The 21,228-nt window shown below is 63.6% G+C and carries 21 protein-coding genes and 1 pseudogene; 6 read left to right on the top strand and 16 right to left on the bottom strand.

Features of this window, described 5'->3' with window-relative positions:
- Nucleotides 1-226: 226 nt before the first annotated feature.
- On the bottom strand, nt 227-397 hold the full coding sequence (locus SO180_RS29265; protein WP_449382298.1) for a hypothetical protein: 171 nt from the start codon (nt 395-397) through the stop codon (nt 227-229).
- 371 nt (nt 398-768) lie between these two features.
- Here SO180_RS29265 and SO180_RS29270 point away from each other — a divergent pair, with 371 nt between their 5' ends.
- Nucleotides 769-1,020, top strand: a complete 252-nt coding sequence (locus SO180_RS29270; RefSeq protein WP_449382299.1) for a hypothetical protein — start codon at nt 769-771, stop codon at nt 1,018-1,020.
- Between the two features lie 1,210 nt (nt 1,021-2,230).
- Here SO180_RS29270 and SO180_RS29275 read toward each other — a convergent pair.
- The 3 genes from SO180_RS29275 to SO180_RS29285 all read right to left on the bottom strand — a co-directional run bounded on the left by SO180_RS29275 (nt 2,231) and on the right by SO180_RS29285 (nt 4,358).
- The gene (locus SO180_RS29275) at nt 2,231-2,383 is read right to left on the bottom strand and encodes a hypothetical protein (RefSeq protein WP_449382300.1); all 153 of its coding nucleotides are present in this window, start codon (nt 2,381-2,383) and stop codon (nt 2,231-2,233) included.
- A 247-nt stretch (nt 2,384-2,630) separates the two neighbouring features.
- Nucleotides 2,631-3,866: an SEFIR domain-containing protein gene (locus SO180_RS29280; RefSeq protein ID WP_449382301.1), complete on the bottom strand. Its 1,236-nt coding sequence runs from the start codon at nt 3,864-3,866 to the stop codon at nt 2,631-2,633.
- 240 nt (nt 3,867-4,106) lie between these two features.
- Nucleotides 4,107-4,358 carry a hypothetical protein gene (locus tag SO180_RS29285; RefSeq protein ID WP_449382302.1) on the bottom strand — a complete coding sequence of 84 codons (252 nt, stop codon included), beginning with the start codon at nt 4,356-4,358 and terminating at the stop codon, nt 4,107-4,109.
- Between the two features lie 173 nt (nt 4,359-4,531).
- Between SO180_RS29285 and SO180_RS29290 the strand changes: the two are divergent.
- Nucleotides 4,532-5,908: pseudogene (locus SO180_RS29290) on the top strand (ComEC/Rec2 family competence protein); the annotation flags it as partial.
- Between the two features lie 8 nt (nt 5,909-5,916).
- On the opposite strand, the gene SO180_RS29295 reads toward SO180_RS29290, so the two are convergent.
- The 3 genes from SO180_RS29295 to SO180_RS29305 all read right to left on the bottom strand — a co-directional run bounded on the left by SO180_RS29295 (nt 5,917) and on the right by SO180_RS29305 (nt 9,063).
- The gene (locus SO180_RS29295) at nt 5,917-6,354 is read right to left on the bottom strand and encodes a hypothetical protein (RefSeq protein ID WP_027522621.1); all 438 of its coding nucleotides are present in this window, start codon (nt 6,352-6,354) and stop codon (nt 5,917-5,919) included.
- Between the two features lie 623 nt (nt 6,355-6,977).
- On the bottom strand, nt 6,978-7,676 hold the full coding sequence (gene lexA, locus SO180_RS29300) for a transcriptional repressor LexA (protein ID WP_449382303.1): 699 nt from the start codon (nt 7,674-7,676) through the stop codon (nt 6,978-6,980).
- A gap of 175 nt (nt 7,677-7,851) precedes the next feature.
- Complete coding sequence (locus SO180_RS29305; protein ID WP_449382304.1) at nt 7,852-9,063, bottom strand: molybdopterin molybdotransferase MoeA; 1,212 nt, start codon at nt 9,061-9,063, stop codon at nt 7,852-7,854.
- Nucleotides 9,064-9,290: 227 nt separating this feature from the next.
- Here SO180_RS29305 and SO180_RS29310 point away from each other — a divergent pair, with 227 nt between their 5' ends.
- Nucleotides 9,291-9,467, top strand: a complete 177-nt coding sequence (locus SO180_RS29310; protein ID WP_449382305.1) for a hypothetical protein — start codon at nt 9,291-9,293, stop codon at nt 9,465-9,467.
- 101 nt (nt 9,468-9,568) lie between these two features.
- On the opposite strand, the gene SO180_RS29315 is transcribed toward SO180_RS29310, so the two are convergent.
- The 4 genes from SO180_RS29315 to SO180_RS29330 form a co-directional block, all read right to left on the bottom strand.
- Complete coding sequence (locus SO180_RS29315; protein WP_449382306.1) at nt 9,569-9,802, bottom strand: hypothetical protein; 234 nt, start codon at nt 9,800-9,802, stop codon at nt 9,569-9,571.
- A 134-nt stretch (nt 9,803-9,936) separates the two neighbouring features.
- Nucleotides 9,937-10,563, bottom strand: coding sequence for an HAD-IA family hydrolase (locus SO180_RS29320; protein WP_449382307.1), 627 nt, complete (start codon nt 10,561-10,563; stop codon nt 9,937-9,939).
- Nucleotides 10,564-10,572: 9 nt separating this feature from the next.
- Nucleotides 10,573-11,706, bottom strand: coding sequence for an alpha-hydroxy acid oxidase (locus tag SO180_RS29325; protein ID WP_449382308.1), 1,134 nt, complete (start codon nt 11,704-11,706; stop codon nt 10,573-10,575).
- Nucleotides 11,707-11,744: 38 nt separating this feature from the next.
- The gene (locus SO180_RS29330; protein WP_449382309.1) at nt 11,745-11,963 is read right to left on the bottom strand and encodes a hypothetical protein; all 219 of its coding nucleotides are present in this window, start codon (nt 11,961-11,963) and stop codon (nt 11,745-11,747) included.
- A 38-nt stretch (nt 11,964-12,001) separates the two neighbouring features.
- Here SO180_RS29330 and SO180_RS29335 point away from each other — a divergent pair, with 38 nt between their 5' ends.
- On the top strand, nt 12,002-13,339 hold the full coding sequence (locus SO180_RS29335) for a S41 family peptidase (protein ID WP_449382310.1): 1,338 nt from the start codon (nt 12,002-12,004) through the stop codon (nt 13,337-13,339).
- Between the two features lie 170 nt (nt 13,340-13,509).
- Here SO180_RS29335 and SO180_RS29340 read toward each other — a convergent pair whose 3' ends face one another.
- Nucleotides 13,510-16,233: a bifunctional diguanylate cyclase/phosphodiesterase gene (locus tag SO180_RS29340; RefSeq protein ID WP_449382343.1), complete on the bottom strand. Its 2,724-nt coding sequence runs from the start codon at nt 16,231-16,233 to the stop codon at nt 13,510-13,512.
- Between the two features lie 318 nt (nt 16,234-16,551).
- Between SO180_RS29340 and SO180_RS29345 the strand changes: the two genes are divergently transcribed.
- On the top strand, nt 16,552-16,716 hold the full coding sequence (locus SO180_RS29345) for a Flp family type IVb pilin (protein WP_449382311.1): 165 nt from the start codon (nt 16,552-16,554) through the stop codon (nt 16,714-16,716).
- Here SO180_RS29345 and SO180_RS29350 read toward each other — a convergent pair.
- A complete protein-coding gene (locus SO180_RS29350) occupies nt 16,697-17,950 on the bottom strand; it encodes an MFS transporter (protein ID WP_449382312.1) in 1,254 nt (417 codons plus the stop codon). The genes SO180_RS29345 and SO180_RS29350 overlap by 20 nt on opposite strands.
- A gap of 96 nt (nt 17,951-18,046) precedes the next feature.
- Between SO180_RS29350 and SO180_RS29355 the strand changes: the two genes are divergently transcribed.
- On the top strand, nt 18,047-18,640 hold the full coding sequence (locus SO180_RS29355) for a CGNR zinc finger domain-containing protein (RefSeq protein ID WP_449382344.1): 594 nt from the start codon (nt 18,047-18,049) through the stop codon (nt 18,638-18,640).
- A gap of 224 nt (nt 18,641-18,864) precedes the next feature.
- Here SO180_RS29355 and moaC read toward each other — a convergent pair whose 3' ends face one another.
- Genes moaC through trpD form a run of 3 tightly spaced genes read right to left on the bottom strand, consistent with a single transcriptional unit; the run spans nt 18,865 to nt 21,215 of the window.
- Nucleotides 18,865-19,374 (bottom strand): cyclic pyranopterin monophosphate synthase MoaC, encoded by a 510-nt coding sequence (gene moaC / locus SO180_RS29360; RefSeq protein ID WP_449382313.1) that lies wholly within the window; start codon nt 19,372-19,374, stop codon nt 18,865-18,867.
- Nucleotide 19,375: 1 nt separating this feature from the next.
- The gene (gene trpC / locus SO180_RS29365) at nt 19,376-20,194 is read right to left on the bottom strand and encodes an indole-3-glycerol phosphate synthase TrpC (RefSeq protein ID WP_449382314.1); all 819 of its coding nucleotides are present in this window, start codon (nt 20,192-20,194) and stop codon (nt 19,376-19,378) included.
- 7 nt (nt 20,195-20,201) lie between these two features.
- Nucleotides 20,202-21,215 carry an anthranilate phosphoribosyltransferase gene (gene trpD / locus SO180_RS29370; protein ID WP_449382315.1) on the bottom strand — a complete coding sequence of 338 codons (1,014 nt, stop codon included), beginning with the start codon at nt 21,213-21,215 and terminating at the stop codon, nt 20,202-20,204.
- Nucleotides 21,216-21,228: the final 13 nt, after the last annotated feature.

Genomic DNA, 21,228 nt, shown 5'->3' on the forward strand with positions numbered 1-21,228 from the left:
AGTGTACGGAGGCGAACAGATCGGTGACCCTGCGTTGGTCTATGATCATTCGCTTGGCCTGCAGCCAAGCACCTCCAACGGCCCCGGCCTCACGCAACCCCTAAGCCCCCCGGCCGGGGCCGTCTTTGACTAAGGTCAAAGCCCCGTATGCGGCGCGTCTGCCTTCAAGAGTCGCACATAGGCCCCGCTCTCGTGCAGCTCGAGCCAACCCCGCTCGACCGCCATCTTAATGCCGGCGCCGAAGGCTGCTGCCCTTAAGCGTGTAGAGGAACGGCGCGTTTATCTTCTCGATATGGACGCGGCCGACTTGCACGGGCTCGATGCCGGCAGCGAGTTCGACGAGCTTGCGGGCAGCGGCTTCCGGATCGGCGAAGGGACGTTCGGCGGTGAGCTTCATGCGGCGGTCGGTCGGTGTACGGCGAGGGTGTGGGAATCGATGGTGTGGCTGGTGACTACCTCGCCACAGAAGCACCGAGCAATCCCTTCCGGCCGTTGTGAAGGCAAGGGGAGCGCCAGAGCATGCATCCGGTCCTTCCAGGCGATCCAGTCGCGCTGACGGCGCCAGGCCTCATAACCGGCCTCTGTGCGCGCGCTGCGCGAAGTGATGGACCGGAATCCCGTTGCAGGTGAGCGTGAGCCAGCCGGGCGGATCTATGGCCGGCGCGGCAACGACTGGCAAATATTCGATTGCGGTAACTGAAAAACAGGAAGAGACTTTCACGGTCGGACCCAACAAGCCCCCCACGGCTATCACCGAAGGAGGAGGGAATGACCGCTCATAAAAATTACGGATGGAAGCCGGCCACTGCCGCCCAACGTGAGGCGCACAGGGTCTTCAAGGAAACCGACGCCAAAGTAGCGATGTCCGAGTATGAACGCATCCAAGCGGCGTTTCATGCAAACCGCGAGAGGTTAAAGTCTGAACGACTTGCTCGCGAGGCCGAAGCGGCGGCTCGGAGGCACCAAAACCTGATCACGGCCCACTCTCCGAATGTGCATGGCGGTCTGCGGCACCGCTAATACGGGCATTCAAATTATCAATCTCTTGAGAGACTTGAACGCGCGATAGCTACGGCGCGCGCCCATTCCGGCCGGTCGTGCTCTTTCTTCGGCAGCGCGGCGATGTACTCGCCGGCATCGCGCAGCGCGGGGCCTGTAAGGCGCGCAAGGCAACGCCGTCCGCACGGAGGAGAGTTTTTATTAACGGCGCAGGCATCGGCAGATTATCAGGGAGGCTGCCGCCGGGCTTAGAGCGGGAGTTGAGCTGATGGGAGATCCGGGCCTATTGTACTGCGTTGCTGGGGACCGTGGCCCGATGGAGGGTGGTTCAGATGAAGATGCTTTTCACATCTCTGGTCGGCGTTTCGCTCTTCGGATTCGCGGTGACCGCTCAGGCGGACACGATTTACCCGAGGAAGCGATGTCGTGTGTACGATGACACCTCATTCATTCAAATTCCCGGCCAGTGCGGAACCATTCTGCCATACTACCCCCGCAAACTATTTGTCCATTCCTGGTGGAGGCAGCCTCGTGTTTGAGCGCTGGTATTGAGCACGACAACCCGGAAGGACCGCGAATACCGGCGATGATCAGCTAATGAGGAAGTTGAAAGCTGCATCACCTGGTCGAGCATTCTAGGATCTCTTCGACTTCAACCCGATCTTGGATGAGCCGCTATTGTTTTGGTGCCTCGGAAGGTGCTTCTGGCGCCGGGGGCTCGGCGGCCGGTGTGGTGCCTCTGAGTTCTGACGGAGCCGCACAATCGCCGGCCCAAATCTTGGTGCCCTTTACCGTGCCAACTAATTTGCAACCCATCGGTGCTCGCGGCTTTACCTGGGCTGCCGGTCTTTTGGCCACTCTCGGTGGAGCAGTCTGAGCTAACGCGCTAGTCGCAAAGAGCAGCAACGCGATGAGTCCGATTAGCGGCTTCATGGTCTTCCCCAATCAGTTCCTGTTCGCCTTCAGCCCGAGCGTGACCAGCCCATCGCGCCTATGTCCACACAGATCGCATAAACAATCACAAATGTATCGCGCACGCGACATGATTGAGTTGGCCCACAGGCTTGCACCGCGGTCTGTTTCGAGGGGGGCGGAGGCATGGGACCGCATCTCATTGCTATGGGAGTTTCATTCGACGTGGGCATGGCAACTCGCGATTGCGCAGTCGATCTTTGGCAGGGGAATCGAATGATCGCGAAATATTCAGCCCGACAGTGAGGCAGAGGAGGCATCAACGGTAACCCATCGCAGACGACACCGGCTTGTTCCAGTTGAAGTCCGGCCGGACATCAGCACCGCTCCTGCCGCAGGCAGAACAGGTGAACCTCGGCTCGATGTCGGACAGGTGCACCTCGTTCGGCCAGCGATCGGCATTCATGGCCACGTTGTGGCTGCAACGATAGTCCGAGCAATAACCAGGAGGTCCTCGTACACCCATATCGCGCATGTCGCCGAAAGTGATCTTGACTGGGCGGTGACCAGACGGTGTGCCGGCTCAATCACTGTGTGCGGCCCCTGCGTCGCCATCTAAAACGTGATTGCGAACAGCACAAAGGCCGAGATCCCGTTCGTCGACCTCGAATGCTGCGTTTCCGCTCTTATCTGAACGTCACGACGTTGTGGCGATCTGGTCAAGCGCCATCAGCTCGGCAGGATGTGTCGGGATACCACCTGTTATTGAGTTTCGCCCGCAGCGCGTCGCTGGCGTCACGCATGAACAAGACGAAATCAGCCTGCATGACGTCTTCGAAACTGATGCCGGCGATTTTAGCCCGCTCCTTTAGCAGGTCAGCATGCAGAGACGTCCGATTGAGTGAAAGTCGCCGCTTTCGAACTTCCAAGCTAGTGAGGGAGCAACAAAACATCGAAATGCCTTGTACAGGCTGATGTGAGTGCTCTTGGATTGCACCTACATAGACTCCGCCGGTGATCAAGTGATCTAATGACGCGAACCTCTCATACTTGAGAAGGACCGCAGCCGTATAAATGAAGAGTTCGTGGATAATGAATTTGAAGTTGTCGAACCAATCCTTCGAATAAGAGTTCAAGTTCTTGGGAGGGTAGCTGTAGGGCAGTACGGACTCGAAGAACCTCTTGATCAACGTGATTGCGTCCTCGGTCGGATTGTTCCTCGCAAGCGCAGTGAGGACGCGGACAAACTCGTCACGATAGGGGAGGAAAGACTCGATCGATGCGATTATTGCGTCATCGAACGGGTCAGATTTCGTGTCTACTCGCAGCGCCTCGAAGTTCTCAGCCAGCACTTCGAGATAGCCACGTAACGACGCGTCGCTCTGCGGCGAGCCTCGTTGAAGGAGATCTATTGTACGTGCGGCTCTTGACCTCGTCGGCAACGACACCGAGGTTTCTTCGATATATACTGGTGGTTTGCCAACTTGAGGCTTAGGAAAAAGAGGCTTGCCAAAAATCCAGCGAACCAATTGCTCGAAGTTCTCCGGATAGATCTCCTCGTTACTTAGATCGATGAAGATGCGCGAACCATAGTAGGTAGGTAGATAGGCTTTTCCTTCCGCGTCAACCTCGGAGATCACGGCCACAAATTTGTCCTGATCAGCCTTGGCGTAGATCTTGGGTGAGATGATTTGCGTCTCGGTGCCGACGCCACCACGCCGGTCGTCGGCGCGTTCCGCATAGAGACGATCCGAAACGATAACGACCTTCTGCACCTCCGGATCGGGGACCATCCTTTCCATGAAGGCGATCGAGTCGTGCCCCTCTTTGAGATCCCACTTGTCCAAAATGGCATCGACGCCGCTTTCACGTAGCTGCGTGGCTAGATCAACCACCCACTGCTGATGTTCGGGCGAAGTCCAGCTATATGAAACGAACACTTTGGGGGCTGACATAAGGGGGCTCCACGAATCAACGCCTGATCGTGGCATGATCGGAACGCACGCAGCATTCTACTGCGGGCATTTTCCGCCTTATTCACGCGACCAGTCGGGCGGAAGCTTCGACTAAATCTGGACCGCAAGCCGGCTAAGGCTTTTCACGGGCCGTGGGTCCAGTGGTCGGGAAGCCCTCGACAGCTGGCGCGGCGCTGGCCGCATGTCTTGAGCAACGTTGTCGATCCCGGTTGGGTGTGCTCAAGGATCGGCGGCCCTGGGGCGCCGGTAGATCTCGCGACGAGACAACGAACCCAGACTTGCCGGGTCGTAAGCGACGAACCGGCCGCCTTGGTCAGCGGTCGTTATTGGCATCATCTTCAGCAGGAGCAGCCGGCCGATGAGCTCCGGCATCGAGGCGGGGATATTCTCCCGTAGCGAACTCAGCCGTTGGCATTCGTGATCGGCAGTATCCGATCCGTGCGTTCCATGGCCGGCAACTTTGTCAGCCATGGTCGGTAGATTCGTTGTGCGGGCCGACATTCCATTATTTCATTTAGGGACTTGAAGGTGTCCGCGAGCTGCTTGCTTCCCATGTGCTTCCCAGCGCCTTCTTATCGGGAAGCTCCTCACTGTAAGTTACTATGGTTTAATGAGAATTTACGCACATCAGCCGGCGTCAGCGCGTGTCCGGCTATCACATGGCGGTCGTCGCCGGCGTCGTGTTCTTTGCGGTACGCGCGCTGCTGGCGCTGATCCCGGGATTTGCAGTGGGCTATCCGATCAAAAAATGGTCCGCTGCGGCAGCACTGGTGGCTGCCGCGTTCTACCTGCTGCTGTCCGGCGCGGAGGTCGCAACACAAAGATCGTTCTTCATGACGGCGGTGGTGCTGATCGCGGTGATGGTCGATCGTCGCGCCATCACTTTCCGCACGCTCGCGGTGGCCGCGATGATCGTGCTCGCTGTCGCGCCGGAGGCGTTGGTGCATCCGAGCTTCCAGATGTCGTTCGCGGCGACGCTTGGTCTCGTCGGGCTGGTGCAGATCGGCATGCCGAACCTGTTGGCCTCGCCCGATCACTCCGTCACTGCGCGCATCGCGCTGTGGGGCGGCCGCGAGCTCGTCATGCTGCTGATGGCCTCGCTGATCGCGGGGCTCGCGACGACGCCCTATGCCGCCTTCCATTTTCATCGCGTCACGCCCTACGGCGTGCTCGCCAATCTCGCGGCGATGCCGGTGGTCTCGGCGCTGGTGATGCCGGCCGGACTTTTGGGGCTGATCGCAGCGCCGTTCGGGCTTGATGGCGTATTCTGGTGGCTGATGGGGATCGGCATCGACTGGATGGTCGTTGTGACGCGCTGGGTCGCGGCGTTGCCTGGCGCCGTCGGCCGCATCACCGCCTTCGGGACCGGCCCGTTGACTGCCGCCAGCATTGGTCTCGTTCTGATGGGCCTGTTGCGCACGCCGCTGCGCTGGGTGGGCGCCGTCGTGCTGACGCTCGCAATCGGTTGGGCGCTGCACGTGCGCCAGCCCGACATCCTGATCGCAGGCGACGGCCACAGCATCGCGGTGCGCGGCAAGGGCGGCCAACTGCACCTGATCCGAACCGGCAAGGACAATTTTCTTCTCAAGGAGTGGCTTGCATCTGATGCTGATCCGCGCGGCGCGACTGATGCGTCGCTCGCCGATGGCGTCTCATGCGACGAAGGCGGTTGCGTGACGCCGCTCGCCGATGGTCGCCTGGTCGCGCTCTCGTTGCGTATCGACGCGCTGGCGGACGATTGCAGCCGCGCCGCGCTGGTGGTGACGGCGAAGCCTGCAGCAGCCGGTTGCGCGGCGATGGTCGTGGATCGCGAGCGTCTGAAGACGCAGGGCGCACTCGCGCTATCGCGCGATGGCGACGGTTTCACGCTGCAAACGGTGAAAGCAAGGAGCGCAAACCGCCCCTGGTCGCCGGCCGGGGCCGGCGATAGCGATTTCGAGCTCAGCCTCGCACCGCGGCCGGCTACTCCACGCAGCAAGGATGCTACGCCATCGGAGGCCGACCTGCAGGCCGAGGATTGAAAGACGCGTCAGCCGATCGGCAGGCGTGTCGTGGGCGTCGTGGTCGTGTGCTGCTCGACGGCGGGCTGCTCTGTCTTCTCGCCGAGCGGCTGCGTCACCGGCAATTGCAGAACCGTGGCACGCTGTCCCTCGACGAGCTGCGTTACCAGCACGTAGTTGCCGTCGGGGAATTCGATCGCATCATGATGACGATCGGGAATGTGCGGATCGACCTTACCGAACTTGCCGACGCGGGAATTGACGGTGCGCGTCCAGATCCAGCGATTGTCGTAGCGGACGTTGTCGGCGAAGGCGAGCTCGGTGCCTGGCAGGAGGCAGACGGCAACCGAGAGATCACGCTCCGACGCAAATCCACGCGTCGAGGTGCCGCGGAAGGTTGTCGTGACGATCGTCTCGCCGACTTGAGCGGGGCGGGTCGCAACGGCATGTAGGCTGTAGTCACACATCGGAGTGCTCCTCATGCGAGATAGCAGGTCCGCGCCCCCCCGGAGGCGCAGGCCTCTACCAGAGTTGGAAGCCTACGAGTGTATCGCGTTTGTGGGCAAATCTGCGGCCCGTCTGCGCATCGCCCGATCACATTATCTTTCCCGGCAAACGAGGAACAAAGCCTCTCGCCGAGACTCTATCTTGGTTCACATCATTCACTCACGCGAGCTTCCATCAGCGCCGGCAGCGGAGTACCCTGAAGAGGGCCAGCTCGCCTGCGGCGCAGGTGCGATCGCATTGTTGGAATTGCGGAATGGCGCGCTGGTTGCCGCCGCGTGCTCTGCCTTTCGGGCGGCGTGGCCTTTCGGGCGGCGTGGTGTTGCGCTGCATCGCTCGCAGGTGCCGATCCCGCGATCAAGGCTGCCGAGATCACGCCTAAAATCACCTGCCGCATGGGTTTTGTCCTCTGCAGCCCGCACAGCGCATTCGCGCCTGCCATGCTTGAGGATTAGCTCTGTGCAGGTGTAGGGATAATCACAGTGGAAGCGACAACGCTATTTTGCTGGAGCGGACGATCCGTCCGCCCGTATCGCCGTGCGATGGCTGGCAATCTGCCGGGCAATCGGTACTTTCTGCTGGGCAATCAGTACTTCCGATACAGCCCGATCAGCTTGCCCTGAATCTTCACCCGGTTCGGCGGCAGGATGCGCACCTCATAGGCGGTGTTGGCGGGCTCCAGCGCGATCGACGCGCCGCGCCGGCGGAAACGCTTGAGCGTCGCTTCCTCGTCGTCGATCAGCGCCACCACGATGTCGCCGGTGTCAGCGGTCTCGTTGCGCTGGATCAGCGCCATGTCGCCATCCAGGATGCCGGCATCGACCATCGAATCGCCGCGCACTTCGAGCGCATAGTGCTCGCCCGAGCCGAGCATGTCCGGAGGCACGCTGATGGTGTGGCTGCGGGTCTGCAACGCCTCGATCGGCGTGCCGGCCGCGATCCGTCCCATCACGGGCACGGCGACCGGACGCTCGCCGTCGTCGACAGACGCGCTGGCGCTCCGCACCTTGCCGAGATTGCCTTCGATGACGCTCGGCGTGAAGCCGCGGCGGCCGGCGCCTGCGGCTTGAAGCTCGGGCAGCTTGATGACCTCGATGGCGCGCGCGCGGTTAGGCAGGCGACGGATGAAGCCGCGCTCTTCCAGCGCGGTGATCAGGCGGTGAATGCCGGACTTCGAGCGCAGATCGAGCGCGTCCTTCATCTCATCGAAGGAGGGCGGCACACCGCTTTCCTTGAGGCGCTCACTGATGAACCGCAGAAGCTCGTATTGTTTGCGCGTTAACATCTCGACCAAATCCCCCGGTTGATGTCGTTCGATTCCGAGACGCCAGATTCAGCAGAAGCCGCTAGATGCTCGAAACAAATCATGAACGGACACTATATGTTCGATATGTGTTCCGCAACCACTTAATTTTGTGTGAACGCGGCGAAGTTCGCATCACGCGCGAATCAGATTGCACTCACAAGGGCAGCCGCAACACCTCGCAAGGCGTGCCTGCTTCGGCCTTTGGCGCGAACGGCGCGCGCACGAGAAGTGCTTGTGCGGTAGCAAGATTCGCAAGCAGCGAGGAGTCCTGGTGGTTGACGGGAACGGCCACCAGCGTGCCGTCCTCGCGCTCCTCGAGCCGTGCGCGCAAATAGTCCTCGCGGACGTCGTTGGGCCCGACGTCGCGCCCGAGCACGGCGCGCTCGCGGCGGTGATGAACGCGCGAGCGGCCAGCAAGCGCGCGAATCAACGGCACCATGAACAGGAAGCCGCAGACATAGGACGAGACCGGATTGCCGGGCAGGCCGATCACCCGCATCGCGCCGAGATGGCCGTGCATCATCGGCTTGCCCGGCCGCATCGCGATCTTCCAGAACGCCATCTCGAAGCCTTCGGCCTGGAGCGCTGGCCTGACCAGATCGTGGTCGCCGACCGACGCACCGCCGGTCGTGATGAGGATGTCGGCGCCGCTCTCGCGGGCCCGGCGGATCCCGGCGGTGGTCGCCGCAACCGTATCGGCGGCAATGCCGAGATCGACCGTTTCGGCGCCCTCGGCCCGCGCCAGCGCGTGCAGGGCGTAGCCGTTGGAGAAGACGATCTGGCCCGCGCCGGGCGTTGCGCCCGGCATCACCAACTCGTCGCCGGTCGCGAGAATCGCGACCCTCGGCCGGCGACGCACGGCAAGCTCCGGATGGTTCATGCCGGCGGCCAGTGAGAGGTCGCGTTCGGTGAGTCTGGCTCCCTGTCGCAGGAGCACGTCGCCCTCGAAGAAATCGACGCCAGCAGGACGGATGTGCCGTCCAGCGATCGCGGCCTCCTTGATCGTGACGCGCCTGCCGTTTGCGACCGTGTCCTCCTGGATTACCACCGCGTCCGCGCCATCGGGCACCACGCCGCCAGTGAAGATCCGCACGGCCTGGCCCGCGCCAACCGCTCCCGCAAATGGCCGGCCGGCCGCGACCTCGCCGATCACGGTGAGCTCTGCGTCCACCGTCGCCGCGTCGGCGGCGCGCACCGCATAGCCATCCATCGCCGACATCGCCTGCGGCGGCTGCGTACGCCGCGCGGCGACATCGCGCGCCAGCACGCGATGGTAGGCCGCATCCAGCGCAACCATCTCCTCGGCCACCGGCTCTACGCCGGCAAGCACTGCGGCAAGCGCGTCGGACACCGGCATCAGGGCCACGGGCAAACTCCTGCTGAGCAAATCGAAGGACAGGTCGCGTTGCGTTCTAGCCGAGTGCAGGCTTCGAGGCAAAAGGGGGCGATCACGAAGGCGGAGATGAATTGTCCCTCCAGCACCGGAACGGCAGGGATGCCCTTTAGGACAATATCGCGCCTTTCCGCTTCCAGCTCAGAATTGCCGCGCGCCATCGCACGCAGGTGCGTCAGGAGACATCCGGGAGAACCCTGATGGCAGAGACTTCAAAGCTATCGGTTGAGAAAGCTCTCGAGAAGCTGCGCGGCGATGAGCCGCCGAAATCGAAGAGCGCAAAGCTGGACGAGGAGATCGAGGCGCTCAAGGAGAAGACGAGCCGCATGCGCGCGCAACGGCAGCGTCTCGATCGGCCTCAACCCAAGCGCAGTTGAATGCGCCTAGCGTGGACGCCGCGCGATCGTCTCGATGACGAGAAGGACCGGGATGACGGTGGCCAAGCATGCCACGGCGACAACCAGGCTCACGGCTAGCATCAGGTGGCTCCCGTTTCATTGTCCGGATCGACGTCGGGCGCCTTCAGGCTGTGATCCATCTCGGGCAGGGGGTCGCCCTGCGATTTGAGATCCGCCGCCTTGCTGACCAGCTTCGCGGACAGCTGCGAATTCGACGTTGACTTGGCGAACTTGAGAAGGATCGAGGCTTGCTTGTTGAAGTAAGACTTGCCCAACACGATCACACATCCGTTGTAGAAAATCCCAACGGACATACGACTCCCGACGCGTTGATCCGTTCCGGGAACTCTGTCTAAAAATGCACAGAGTGAGTTGGTTCCACAATTTGCTAAAAAAGTTCCCGGTGATGGCCGGAACCGAACGCTGAGCGACCGCAGCAATGGGGCGCTTAGAATCCCAGCGCCTTCAGCGCCTCGCCGACGTCGTGAGGCGACGTGACGTGAACCGCGGTCAGCCCTCGTGCCCGCGCGCCTTCGATGTTTTCGGCGAGATCGTCGAAGAACACGATTCGCCTCGCCGGCACGCCGATCGCGGCGACGACATGGTCGAAAGCTTCCGCATCGGGTTTGCGCAGGCCGATGCTGGAGGACAGGTACATCTCGCGGAAATGGCCGAGCACGTCGGCATACTCCTTCGAGAAATAGTCCACATGCGGCCGGTTGGTGTTGGAGAAGGCGTAGAGCGGCACGTGTTGTGCCGCGCGCGGCAACAGGTTGGCGATGTCGGGCATCTCGCCCGCGAAGATCGCATTCCACCCCTCCAGGAATTGCGCGTCGGAGATTTCGATCCCGAGCGAGCGGCGCAGCCAGTCGAAATAGACCTCGTCGCTGATCTTGCCCATCTCGTGCAGCCGATAGGCCTCATCGCGGACATAGCGCGTCACGATCGATTGCGGTTCGCAGCCGGCATGTCCCGCCCAGCAGGCGATCGCCTTGGAGAAATCGATGTCGAGCACGACGCGACCGAGGTCGAACAGGAGCGCATCCGCGCTGCCGGGAGAGAGGAGGGAGGTCATTGCATCCTTTCAGTAACGATAAGGCTCGATATCCAGCAGCGGAAACGCGCTGAACACGCTTGGTACGTTGGTGGCGGTCGCCGGATGCAGGCAGGATGCGTTCACCTCGGCAAACGAGGTGGCCCCCAGCAGCCCGAGACACCGCAACACTTCGTCTTCGAGTAGCTCCAACATCCGTGTGATGCCGGATTCGCCGGCCGCGGCCAACGCCCAGCACTGCAGGCGCCCGATGCCGACGAGGTCCGCGCCCATGGCGAGCGCCTTGACGATGTCGGTGCCGCGGCAGAATCCGCCGTCGACCATGATCTTCGCGCGTCCCTTCACGGCATCGACGATCTCCGGCAATACGTGCATGGCGCCGCGGCCATGATCAAGCTGGCGGCCGCCATGGTTGGAGACGTAGATCCACTCGACGCCGTGATCGAGCGCGATGTGCGCGTCCTCGGCAGTCGCGATACCCTTGATGATGAGCGGGATCTTGAACTTGTCCTTGATCAGCTTCACGGTCCGCCACTCCAGGCCCTTCTGGTAGTCGCCGCCGGTGGCGCGCAGCCGGCTCTCGCGAACATAGCGCTTGGCGATGTCGCGTTCGCGACGGCTGTAATGGGCGGTGTCGACCGTCAGGCAGAACGCGGCGTAGGTGCTTTTCACCGCGCGGGCGACGACATCCTCGACGAAGGCGTCATCGCCGCGGACATAGAGCTGGTAGAAGCGCAGCGCATCGGGAGCTGCTTCTGCGGTCTTCTCGAGGCCCGGATCCGACACCGAGCTCAGCATATGCGCTGCACCGAAGGCGCCGGCCCCGCGTGCAACGGAGGCTGCGCCGTGCGGATCGAAGATTTCGAGCGCGCCGACCGGCGCCAGTACGACCGGCAGGCGCATCTTGCGGCCGAACTGCTCGACGGAACCATCGACATTGCGCATGTCGCGCAGCACGCGCGGGCGGAAGGCGATCTCGTCCAGCGCCATGCGGTTGCGGCGCATCGTGGTCTCCGTCTCGGCGGCGCCGACGATATAGTCCCAGGCGTTCTGGTTGAGGTTGGAGCGCGCCTTGCGAATGAATTCGTGCAGGTTCTGGAACGGCTCGTCGCTGGCACCCAGTTCGACGTTTCGTTGGGGCCGGATACGGGGCGCGTCGTTCATTGTTATCCTCCCGAGAATTTGAAGCCTTATTCCATCGCCTAACCGGTTCGGCGCGCCAAAACCATCCCAAAATCGCATAGCTTGAGCGCGTTGGCCGGACGGGTCGATTCCGCCCCCGGCGCGAACCGGCCGAGGAACGTTGCCAAAAGTTTAGGCTGGGACGAAGGGTTTTTTGCCGGATGCAAGCCAACGTGGCGGACCGGCCTTGAAGAAACCAGAATGGTATTGTGAGACACCGGCTGGATCGCCATTTGCATGGCGGCTCCCAACCGCCAGCGAAAAGGCCAATCGATCCATGCGGAAAACCCTGCTGTTCCCCCTCGGCGCGCTGACCGGCGCGTGTTTGACTCTGCTGGCAACCTCTCCGCAAGGCGGGCAATGGGTGGCGAGAGCGGCGGCGGGCGCGGACGATGCCTATTCGCAACTGAACCTGTTCGGCGAAGTTTTCGAGCGGGTCAAGGCGAGCTACGTCGAGAAGCCCGACAATTCCAAGCTGATCGAAGGTGCCATCAACGGCATGGTCACCTCGCTCGATCCGCATTCGCGCTACATGAACGACAAGGCCTGGACCGAGATGCAGGAGACCACCTCCGGCGAGTTCGGCGGGCTCGGCATCGAGGTCACGATGGAGGAGGGCCTGGTCAAGGTCGTGGCGCCCATCGACGACACGCCGGCCTCCAAGGCCGGCCTCCTGTCCGGCGATCTCATCAGCAAGATCGATGGCGAGGCGGTGATGGGCATGACGCTCGAGCAGGCCGTCAACAAGATGAAGGGCCCGGTCGACACCAAGACCAAGCTCACCATCGTGCGCAAGGGCGCCGACGCGCCGCTCGACGTCGCGATCACGCGTGAGATCATCCATGTGCGCCCGGTCCGGTTCCACACCGAGGGCGGCGATATCGGCTATATCCGCCTCACCTCGTTCAACGAGCAGACCACCGACGGACTGCGCAAGGCGATTACGTCGATCTCCAAGGAGATTCCGCAGGAGAAGCTTGCAGGCTACGTCGTCGATCTCCGCAACAATCCGGGCGGGTTGCTCGACCAGGCGGTCTCGGTGTCGAGCGCCTTCCTCGCCCGCGGCGAGGTGGTGTCGACCCGCGGCCGGAACCCGGAAGAGACGCAGCGCTTCACCGCGCATGGCGGCGACCTCACCAAGGGCAAGCCGCTGGTGGTGCTGATCAATGGCGGCTCGGCTTCCGCGTCCGAGATCGTGGCCGGCGCGCTGCATGACCACAAACGCGCCACGCTGATCGGCACGCGATCGTTCGGCAAGGGCTCGGTGCAGACGATCATCCCGCTCGGCTCCGGCAGCGGCGCGTTGGCGCTGACCACCGCGCGCTACTACACGCCGTCGGGCCGCTCGATCCAGGCGCAGGGCATCGCGCCCGACATCGAGATCCTTCAGGACGTCCCGGCGGAGCTGAAGGGGCGTGTCGACACGATGGCCGAATCCCAAATGCGCGGCCATCTCTCCGCAGCCGACGGCAGCGAGCAGACCGGCTCGCAATCCTACGTGCCGCCGGAAGAGAGGGACGACAAGGCCTTGCATGCCGCCTTCGACTTCCTGCACGGCGTGACCGTGAATGCCGCGGCCGCGAAGCCGACACAAAAGACGGCGGTGCCGAACTGAGGCCTTAGGCCGAGATGCGGTAGGGTGGGCAAAGGAGCGTCAGCGACGTGCCCACCGCTTCTGTATCCGCGGCGAGGCACGAGGTGGGCACGCTTCCGCCTTCGCTCTTCGAGCTACGGCGGACAAGTCGCTTTGCCCACCCTACGAATTACGATGCGAAGGCCTGGCGCCTAGCCCGCTTCGCGGCGGCGGCTTTCGTGGCCGGGCCTCTGGGCAAGCCGGCTGCGGTGGAGCGTAAACAGCTCCTGCACCTTGTCGACTGGCTTCGCGGCGCTGAACAGATAGCCCTGCATTTCACTGCAACCGAGCGAGCGGAGCAGGCGCTGCTGCTCCTCCGTCTCCACACCTTCCGCGGTCGTCGTCATGCGCCGCGCGGCGGCGAGATTGACCACGGCCTGCACGATGCTGGAGGAGCCGTCGGGGCCGGCGATGTCCTCGACGAAGCAGCGATCGATCTTGATCTTGTCGAACGGGAAGCGGTGCAGGTAGCTCAGTGACGAGTAGCCCGTGCCGAAATCGTCGAGCGCGATGCGTACGCCGATGGCGCGGAGCTGATGCAGGATGGCGAGCGCGGTGTCGTCGTCGCGGATCAGCACGGCCTCGGTGATCTCGAGCTCGAGCCGGCTCGCCGGCAGGTTGGAGGCGGCCAGCGCTGCCATGATCTTCAGCGCCAGCGTGCCGCTCTTGAACTGCACCGGCGAGACGTTGACCGCAAGGCGGATGTCCTCCGGCCAGGTCGCAGCATCCCGGCACGCCGTCGTGAGCACCCACTCGCCGATCTCGTTGATGAGGCCGGTGTCCTCCGCGATCGGGATGAACTCGGCGGGCGAGACCATGCCGCGCTCGGGATGGCGCCAGCGCACCAGGGCCTCGCAGCCCGTGATGGTCTCGTCCTTCAGGCTGAGGCAGGGCTGGTAGAACACCTCGAGCCCGCCATGGGCAATCGCATGCCTGAGATCCGTCTCGAGCTGTCGCCGCTCGCGGACTTTGGCATCCATCTCCGGCTCGAAGAAGCGATAGGTGCGGCGGCCGGCCGCCTTGGCAGCGTACATCGCCAGATCCGCATTCTTCAGGATCTGATCGAGCTCGGTGCCATGGTCAGGCGCCAGCGCAATGCCGATCGAAGCGTCGGTGGTGATATGGTGGCCCATGCAGTCGAACGGCTCGCGGATGGCGGCGAACACCCGCGCCACGAGATCGGTGACGTGATCAGGCGAGGTCACGGCGCTCTGCACGATCGCGAATTCGTCGCCGCCGAGACGGGCGACGAATTCGGTCTCGCCGGCGCAGCGGTTCAGATGCGCGGCGATCGATTTCAGCAACTCGTCGCCGACGAGATGGCCGAGCGCGTCATTGACGCCCTTGAATTCGTCGATGTCGATGTAATGCACGGCGATCAGCTCGCCGTCGGCCATAGCACCCAGGACGTCCCGCAGATGCTCGTGGAACATGGCGCGGTTGGGCAGGTCGGTCAGCGCGTCATAATGCGCAAGATGCGTGATGCGCTCCTCGGTGCGGCGGCGCTCGGTGATGTCCTCATGCGTCGCAACCCACCCGCCGTCGGCGAGAGGCTCGTTGACGATCTGGATCGAGCGGCCGTCGGATGTGTCGATGACCATGGAATTGCGGATGTGGATGTCGCGCAGTACGCGCGCGACATAGCGGTCGACGTCGCCGGCGAACGAGCCGGTCGCCTTGCGGTGCGCGATGATGTCGTGGAAGCTGCAACCGGGCTTCACGACGTCGGCCGAGAGGCCGTACATCTCGAGATAGCGCTGGTTGCAGACGATCAGCCGTCGCGAGTCGTCGAATAGCAGGAGCCCCTGCGTCATATTGTTGACGGCGCGGTCGAGCCGCTGCTTCTCCAGCGTCAGCCGTTCCCGTGAAAGACGGTGCTGTGCCGACAGTTTGCGAACCACGGCAATCAGCAAGCCGGAGATGGCGAGCGCCGATGCAAAGGCGATCGAGACCAGGAGTCCGATCTGCTCGCGCCAGTCCGCGAGCGCCGCCGTTCTCGTGTTGGTCGCGACCATCACGATCGGGAAATGGGGCAGGGCGTGCGACGAGATCAGGCGGTCGTCACCGTCGACCGTGCTTGTGAAGCGGCCGGTGAAGTGGTCGAGGTCGAACATCTTCCGCTGCGCTTCGGAACCGATCTTGAAGTTCTGGCCCATGGCTTCGTCGACATGGGGGTAGCGGGCGAGCAGCGTGCCGTCGCGGTGAAGCATCGAGATCGTCGCGCCTTCGCCGAGTGCGACGGAGGCGAAGAATTTCTCGAAGCCGGCAGGCTCGATGCCGCGCCCGACCACGCCCAGGAACTCGCCGTTCGGGCCAGGGACCTTGCGGAGGATCAGGATCGTCCACATGCCGGAGACCCGGCTATGGACGGGTTGGACCAGCATGTCCGGCGAGCGCGGATCGGATTTGAGAGTTCGGAAATAGGCGCGGTCGGCGACATTGACCTTCGGCGGAGGCCAGACGAGCGAGGAGTTGATCAGCTCGCCGTCGGCGTCGAAGATATTGACGCCGCCGACATAGGACAGCGCCTCCATCTTGGAGCGGAGCGTCCGATGGATGTCCTGCGTGGACAGGCGCCTGCGGTAGTCTTCGACGCTCGCAATCCCGCTGGCGCGCATATTCGTGATCAGGTCTTTCTGGATGACCTCGAAATCCTGGAGCTGCTGGTCGAAATGATGAGCGAGGAGCAGCGCCGTGTTATCCAGCTCGCGCGCACTGTTGCGCAGCGCCCGTTCGCGGAAGTTCTGGGCCATCAGCGTCGCGCCGATCACGATCGCCGCAATCAGCAGCATGCCGCCGACCACCAGCCAGCGGATCGGTCCGCTACGGATCAATGCCGTTTGATCAAGGAGGCGACTGCCGAAACCCGTCATGATCTGAAACGCTGCCGTGCACACGCCAGGATCAGTTCTTGAGCCCGGAAACACCCGTTGGTTTACGGGAACGATGTGGAGGCGACGTTAGGAAGCGCGGTTAACGGAGGGTAAATCGGCGCGAGAGTCCCGGAGCGCAGCGCCGTGAGCAAAGCCAGCAGATATTGCCGATGCCGTGCATATGAGCGGTCAATTCTTGCCGGCCGCGCTCGCGTCAACCGAAACTTAACCATCTAACATGCTGGCGGCGCTCGCGCGCGCTCTGGCACGCTGCTTGCGAGTGGTTTCGTCATCCCATGGAGAGGACAGGATAACAGAATCATGAAGTCGAAGTTGCAGAAGTTCATTGCCGACGAATCCGGCGCCACCGCGATCGAATACGGCCTGATCGCCGCCGGCATCGCGCTTGCCATCATCACCGTCGTCAACGGCCTCGGCAGCAAGCTCAACAGCAAGTTCGGATCGATCAGCGCTTCGCTGCGCTGATCGTCCGCGTTGCGCTCCGCAACAGGGGCGCCGCCACGATCAGCGCCGCGACGACGTTCGCGGCGGCGCTGATCAGGATCGACAGCGTGTAGCTGTGGGTGGCGTCGTAGGCGAAGCCCGCGGCGCTCGGCCCGATCAGCGTGCCGAACGCGACGCTGGTGTAGAGAATGCCGATGATCCCGCTGACGTTGCGCCCGCCGAAATGGTCCATCACGACGGCGGGGAGCACTGCGACCCAACCGCCGTAGAACACACCATACACGAAGGCGAAGCCGGCGAGCGCGAAGGCGCTCGCCGAGACCGCCCAGATCGCCATGGCGAGCGCCATGCCGAGCAGGACCATGATCAGCGACCGGTCACGGCCGATCCGGTCGGCGAGCCCGCCGAGCAGGAAGCGCCCGGCGGTGCTGCCGACGCCGATCGTGCCAAGCAGCAGCACGGCGGACGAGGTCGCAACGCCGTGATCGCGTGCGTAGGGCACGAGATGGACGAAGGGGACGAAAGCGCCGAACGAGCAGACCAGACACGACAGGTACAGGCCGGCGAACCGCGCGGAGCGCACGGCCTCCAGCACCGAGGCGCCTCCGGTTCCGATCGTGCGTGCTGCCTCAGGTGGGGCGCCGTCCGGGCCGAGGCCACGGTCGTGTGGATCGTTCTCGAGCAGCAATGAAATCCCGCCACCCAGCACGATGGCGACAGCAGCGAGCACCAGATAGGCCCCGCGCCAGCCGAATGTCGCGATCAGCAGCGACGCGATCGGCGGCATCGCCAGCGTGCCGAGCCCGATGCCGCTGACTGCCAGTCCGGAAGCAAATCCGCGGCGTTTGACGAACCAGCGCTGTACCGCGCCGATCGCGGGGACGTAGGCGCAGCCGACGCCGAGGCCTATTCCGAGACCGTAGGCGAGATAGACCTCGGTGAGCGATCGCGCCGCGCTTGCGGCCGCGAGGCCTGCGGCGACCACAATCATGCCCGTCACGGCCAGGGAACGCGCGCCAAAGCGGTCGGCGAGCGGACCGCTGACGACCCCGAGGGCGAAATACAGAAAGCCCGCAATCGAGAACACCAGCGAAACCGAGCCGCGCGAGGCGCCGAAGTCTCGTTGGAGCGGTTCCAGGAACGCGCTGAACGTGTAGGCGGAGCCGAAACCGACGAACGTCACCGCGAAGGCCGCGGCGACGACGAGCCAGCCGTAGAAAATGCGGGGGCGGGTGAATGTCGTCGTGTCTGCCATCTCGGCCTCCATGGTGTGATGCGACAATTGACACCGGTAAACGATTTATACAGGTGTTTGTTGCCGTCAACCGGTAAAAATGATTTACTGGTGTCCATGTCGAAGCAGTCCCGGAAATTCAAGGTTCCCGACGAGTTGGCCGCCCTCTACGACTTCGCCAATTCGCTCGACGTCCGCCACTTCGTGCATTTCGGCGTGCAGCATCCGCAGAGCGATGCGCTCTCGGGCCCGAAGGAGCTCGCGGCGTGGTTGGCGGAGCACGGCATGGGCGAGGGCGGCGCGAAGATCACGCCTGTGATGTTCCAGGCCGCGCTGCGGCTGCGTGGGGCGCTACGCGCCTATTTGCAATGCGAGCCGGCCGAGCGGCGCAGGAATAAGGATGTCCTTGCCGCGCTCGATGGCGCGCTCGAGCCATTTCCGTTGCGGGTCGAGGCGCGTGCGGGCCGCGGCGCAACGCTCGCAGCGGTGCGTCAGGATGCCCTTGCGGGCCTGTCGGCCATCGCCATCGAGCTTCACGACGGCACGCTTGCAGGGACGCTGGACCGGCTGAAGATGTGCGCGTCGGAGGAATGTCGCCGCGTGTTCTACGACCGGTCGAAACCGTCCACGCGGCGCTGGTGCATGTCGACGCTATGCGGCAACCGGATGAAGACGCGCGCCTATCGCGAGCGCCAGCGCGAGGCCCGGTAGTGCGGGCGAGATAGCGTGTGGCTCGTCGTTCGGGGTTCACCTCTCCCCAGCGGGGAGAGGTCGGATTGCGAAGCAATCCGGGTGAGGGGCCGCAGCATTCAGTGAGGCCGTAACCCCTCACCCGGATCGCATCTTTCGATGCGATCCGACCTCTCCCTACGGGAGAGGTGGACCTGCTACCGATTCAACCAAAACTCATTTCCGCTTTGGTACAGGCCGCGTGCTCAGACCCGGTAGTGGCCGGACTTGCCGCCCTTCTTCTCGACGAGATGGATGCCCTCGATGCGCACGCCGCGCTCCACTGCCTTGATCATATCGTAGATCGTGAGACAGGCGACCGAGACGGCGGTCAGCGCCTCCATCTCGACGCCGGTCGGACCTGTGACCTTGACGGCGGCGCGGACGAGGCAACCGGGCAGCTTGTCATCGGGCTCGATGTCGACGGTGACCTTCGAGAGCGCGAGGGGATGGCAGAGCGGGATCAGCTCCGAGGTGCGCTTGGCCGCCATGATGCCGGCGATGCGCGCGGTGCCGAGCACGTCGCCCTTCTTGGCGTTGCCGGAGCGGATCAGATTGAGCGTCGCCCTGGTCATGACGACGCGCCCCTCCGCGACGGCGATCCGCTCGGTCGCGGGCTTCTCCGACACGTCCACCATCCGCGCCTCGCCGGAGGCGCCGATATGGGTGAGGGCGGGAGTTGCCTTGGCTTTGATCCTGGACGGTGAACGCGCCATCTCAGCGCGTGCCCGGGGCGTGCGTGGCCTCGCGCGACAGGAGCGCGCGGGTGGCAGCCGTCACGTCGGCTTGCCGCATCAGGCTTTCGCCGACGAGGAAGGTCGACATCCCCACGCGCTCGAGGCGGGCAAGGTCCGCGGGTGTGAAGATGCCGCTTTCGCCGACCATCAGCCGTTCCCGCGGGATCAGCGGAGCCAGCGTCTCGCTGGTCGCAAGCGTGGTTTCGAAGGTCCGCAAGTTGCGATTGTTGACCCCGATCATCGGTGAGCGCAGTTTCAGCGCGCGGTCGAGCTCGCTCGCGTCGTGGATCTCGATCAGGACGTCCATGCCGAGGCACAGCGCGGCGTCCTCGATATCCTTTGCCACCGTATCGTCGAGCGCCGCCATGATGATCAGGATGCAATCGGCGCCATGGGCGCGGGCCTCGACCACCTGATAGGTGTCGAACAGAAAATCCTTGCGCAGCACCGGCAGCGACGTCGCGGCGCGCGCCGCGACCATGAAGTCGATATGACCCTGGAAGGAGGGCGTATCCGTCAGTACTGAGAGGCAAGCAGCGCCGCCGGCCTCGTAGGCCTTGGCGAGCAGGGGCGGATCGAAATCGGGACGGATCAGCCCCTTGGAGGGGGACGCCTTCTTGACCTCGGCGATCAGCGCATAGTCGCCATTGGCGAGCCTGTTACGGATCGCGCGCAGAAAACCGCGCGGTGCAGGTGCGATCTTGGCCTTGGCTTCCAGGGCGGCCAGCGGCTGTGCGCGCTTGGCTGCCGCGATCTCCTCGCGCTTATACGCCTCGATCTTGGTCAGGATGTCCGACATGCGAGGCTCAGCTATTGGAGACCGCGATCAGGTGTTTTAGCCGCGCCGCCGCCGCGCCGCTGTCGATCGACTTGGCGCCGAGCGCAACACCTTCCTTGATGTCCTTGGCGCGGCCGGCCACCACCAGCGCGGCAGCCGCGTTGACCAGAGCGACATCGCGATAGGCGCTGGGCTTGCCGTCGAGCACGCTTTGCAGCGCGACCGCGTTGGCGTCGGCGTCGCCGCCCTTCAAGCCAACGGCTTCGCAGCGCGGAAGGCCCGCGTCCTCCGGGGTGATCTCAAAGGTCTTGATCTCGCCCTTGTGCAGCGAGCTGACGAAGGTCGGGCCGGTGAGGGTGATCTCGTCGAGCCCGTCAGAGCCGTGCACCACCCAGACCGAGTCGGAGCCGAGATTCTTCAGCACCTGCACCAGCGGCTGCACCCATTGCCGGGAGAACACGCCGACCATCTGCCGCTTCACGCCGGCCGGATTGGACAGCGGGCCGAGCAGGTTGAAGATGGTGCGGGTGGCGAGCTCGACGCGGGTCGGGCCGACGTTCTTCATCGCGGGATGGTGCGCGGGCGCGAACATGAAGCCGATGCCGCACTCCCGCACGCAGCGGCCGACGTCCTCGGGCTTGAGATCGATCTTCACGCCGAGCGAGGCCAGCACGTCGGCTGCGCCCGAGCGCGACGACAGCGCGCGGTTGCCATGCTTTGCGACCGGCACACCGGCGCCCGAGACGATGAATGACGCGCAGGTCGAGACATTGACCGAGCCCGAGCCGTCGCCGCCGGTGCCGACGATGTCGACGGCATCCGCGGGAGCGTCCACGCGCAGCATCTTGGAGCGCATCGCCGAGACTGCGCCGGTGATCTCGTCCACGGTTTCGCCGCGCACACGCAGCGCCATCAGAAGCCCGCCCATCTGCGAGGGCGTGGCCTCGCCGGACATCATGGCATCGAAGGCTGAGGCGGCTTCGTCACGCGACAGGCTGGCGCCGGTCGCCACTTTTCCAATGATCGATTTCAGGTCGTCCATCGCGTGCTTTCAA

Source organism: Bradyrhizobium sp. UFLA05-112 (genome assembly GCF_053572325.1).

Bases quoted from the DNA above. Each gene is read 5' to 3' on its own strand.
- SO180_RS29265 (WP_449382298.1), bottom strand. From the start codon at position 397: ATGAAGCTCACCGCCGAACGTCCCTTCGCCGATCCGGAAGCCGCTGCC.
- SO180_RS29270 (WP_449382299.1), top strand. From the start codon at position 769: ATGACCGCTCATAAAAATTACGGATGGAAGCCGGCCACTGCCGCCCAA.
- SO180_RS29280 (WP_449382301.1), bottom strand. From the start codon at position 3,866: ATGTCAGCCCCCAAAGTGTTCGTTTCATATAGCTGGACTTCGCCCGAA.
- SO180_RS29285 (WP_449382302.1), bottom strand. From the start codon at position 4,358: ATGGCTGACAAAGTTGCCGGCCATGGAACGCACGGATCGGATACTGCC.
- SO180_RS29295 (WP_027522621.1), bottom strand. From the start codon at position 6,354: ATGTGTGACTACAGCCTACATGCCGTTGCGACCCGCCCCGCTCAAGTC.
- lexA (WP_449382303.1), bottom strand. From the start codon at position 7,676: ATGTTAACGCGCAAACAATACGAGCTTCTGCGGTTCATCAGTGAGCGC.
- SO180_RS29310 (WP_449382305.1), top strand. From the start codon at position 9,291: ATGGCAGAGACTTCAAAGCTATCGGTTGAGAAAGCTCTCGAGAAGCTG.
- SO180_RS29315 (WP_449382306.1), bottom strand. From the start codon at position 9,802: ATGTCCGTTGGGATTTTCTACAACGGATGTGTGATCGTGTTGGGCAAG.
- SO180_RS29320 (WP_449382307.1), bottom strand. From the start codon at position 10,563: ATGACCTCCCTCCTCTCTCCCGGCAGCGCGGATGCGCTCCTGTTCGAC.
- SO180_RS29325 (WP_449382308.1), bottom strand. From the start codon at position 11,706: ATGAACGACGCGCCCCGTATCCGGCCCCAACGAAACGTCGAACTGGGT.
- SO180_RS29330 (WP_449382309.1), bottom strand. From the start codon at position 11,963: ATGCAAATGGCGATCCAGCCGGTGTCTCACAATACCATTCTGGTTTCT.
- SO180_RS29335 (WP_449382310.1), top strand. From the start codon at position 12,002: ATGCGGAAAACCCTGCTGTTCCCCCTCGGCGCGCTGACCGGCGCGTGT.
- SO180_RS29345 (WP_449382311.1), top strand. From the start codon at position 16,552: ATGAAGTCGAAGTTGCAGAAGTTCATTGCCGACGAATCCGGCGCCACC.
- SO180_RS29350 (WP_449382312.1), bottom strand. From the start codon at position 17,950: ATGGCAGACACGACGACATTCACCCGCCCCCGCATTTTCTACGGCTGG.
- SO180_RS29355 (WP_449382344.1), top strand. From the start codon at position 18,047: ATGTCGAAGCAGTCCCGGAAATTCAAGGTTCCCGACGAGTTGGCCGCC.
- moaC (WP_449382313.1), bottom strand. From the start codon at position 19,374: ATGGCGCGTTCACCGTCCAGGATCAAAGCCAAGGCAACTCCCGCCCTC.
- trpC (WP_449382314.1), bottom strand. From the start codon at position 20,194: ATGTCGGACATCCTGACCAAGATCGAGGCGTATAAGCGCGAGGAGATC.
- trpD (WP_449382315.1), bottom strand. From the start codon at position 21,215: ATGGACGACCTGAAATCGATCATTGGAAAAGTGGCGACCGGCGCCAGC.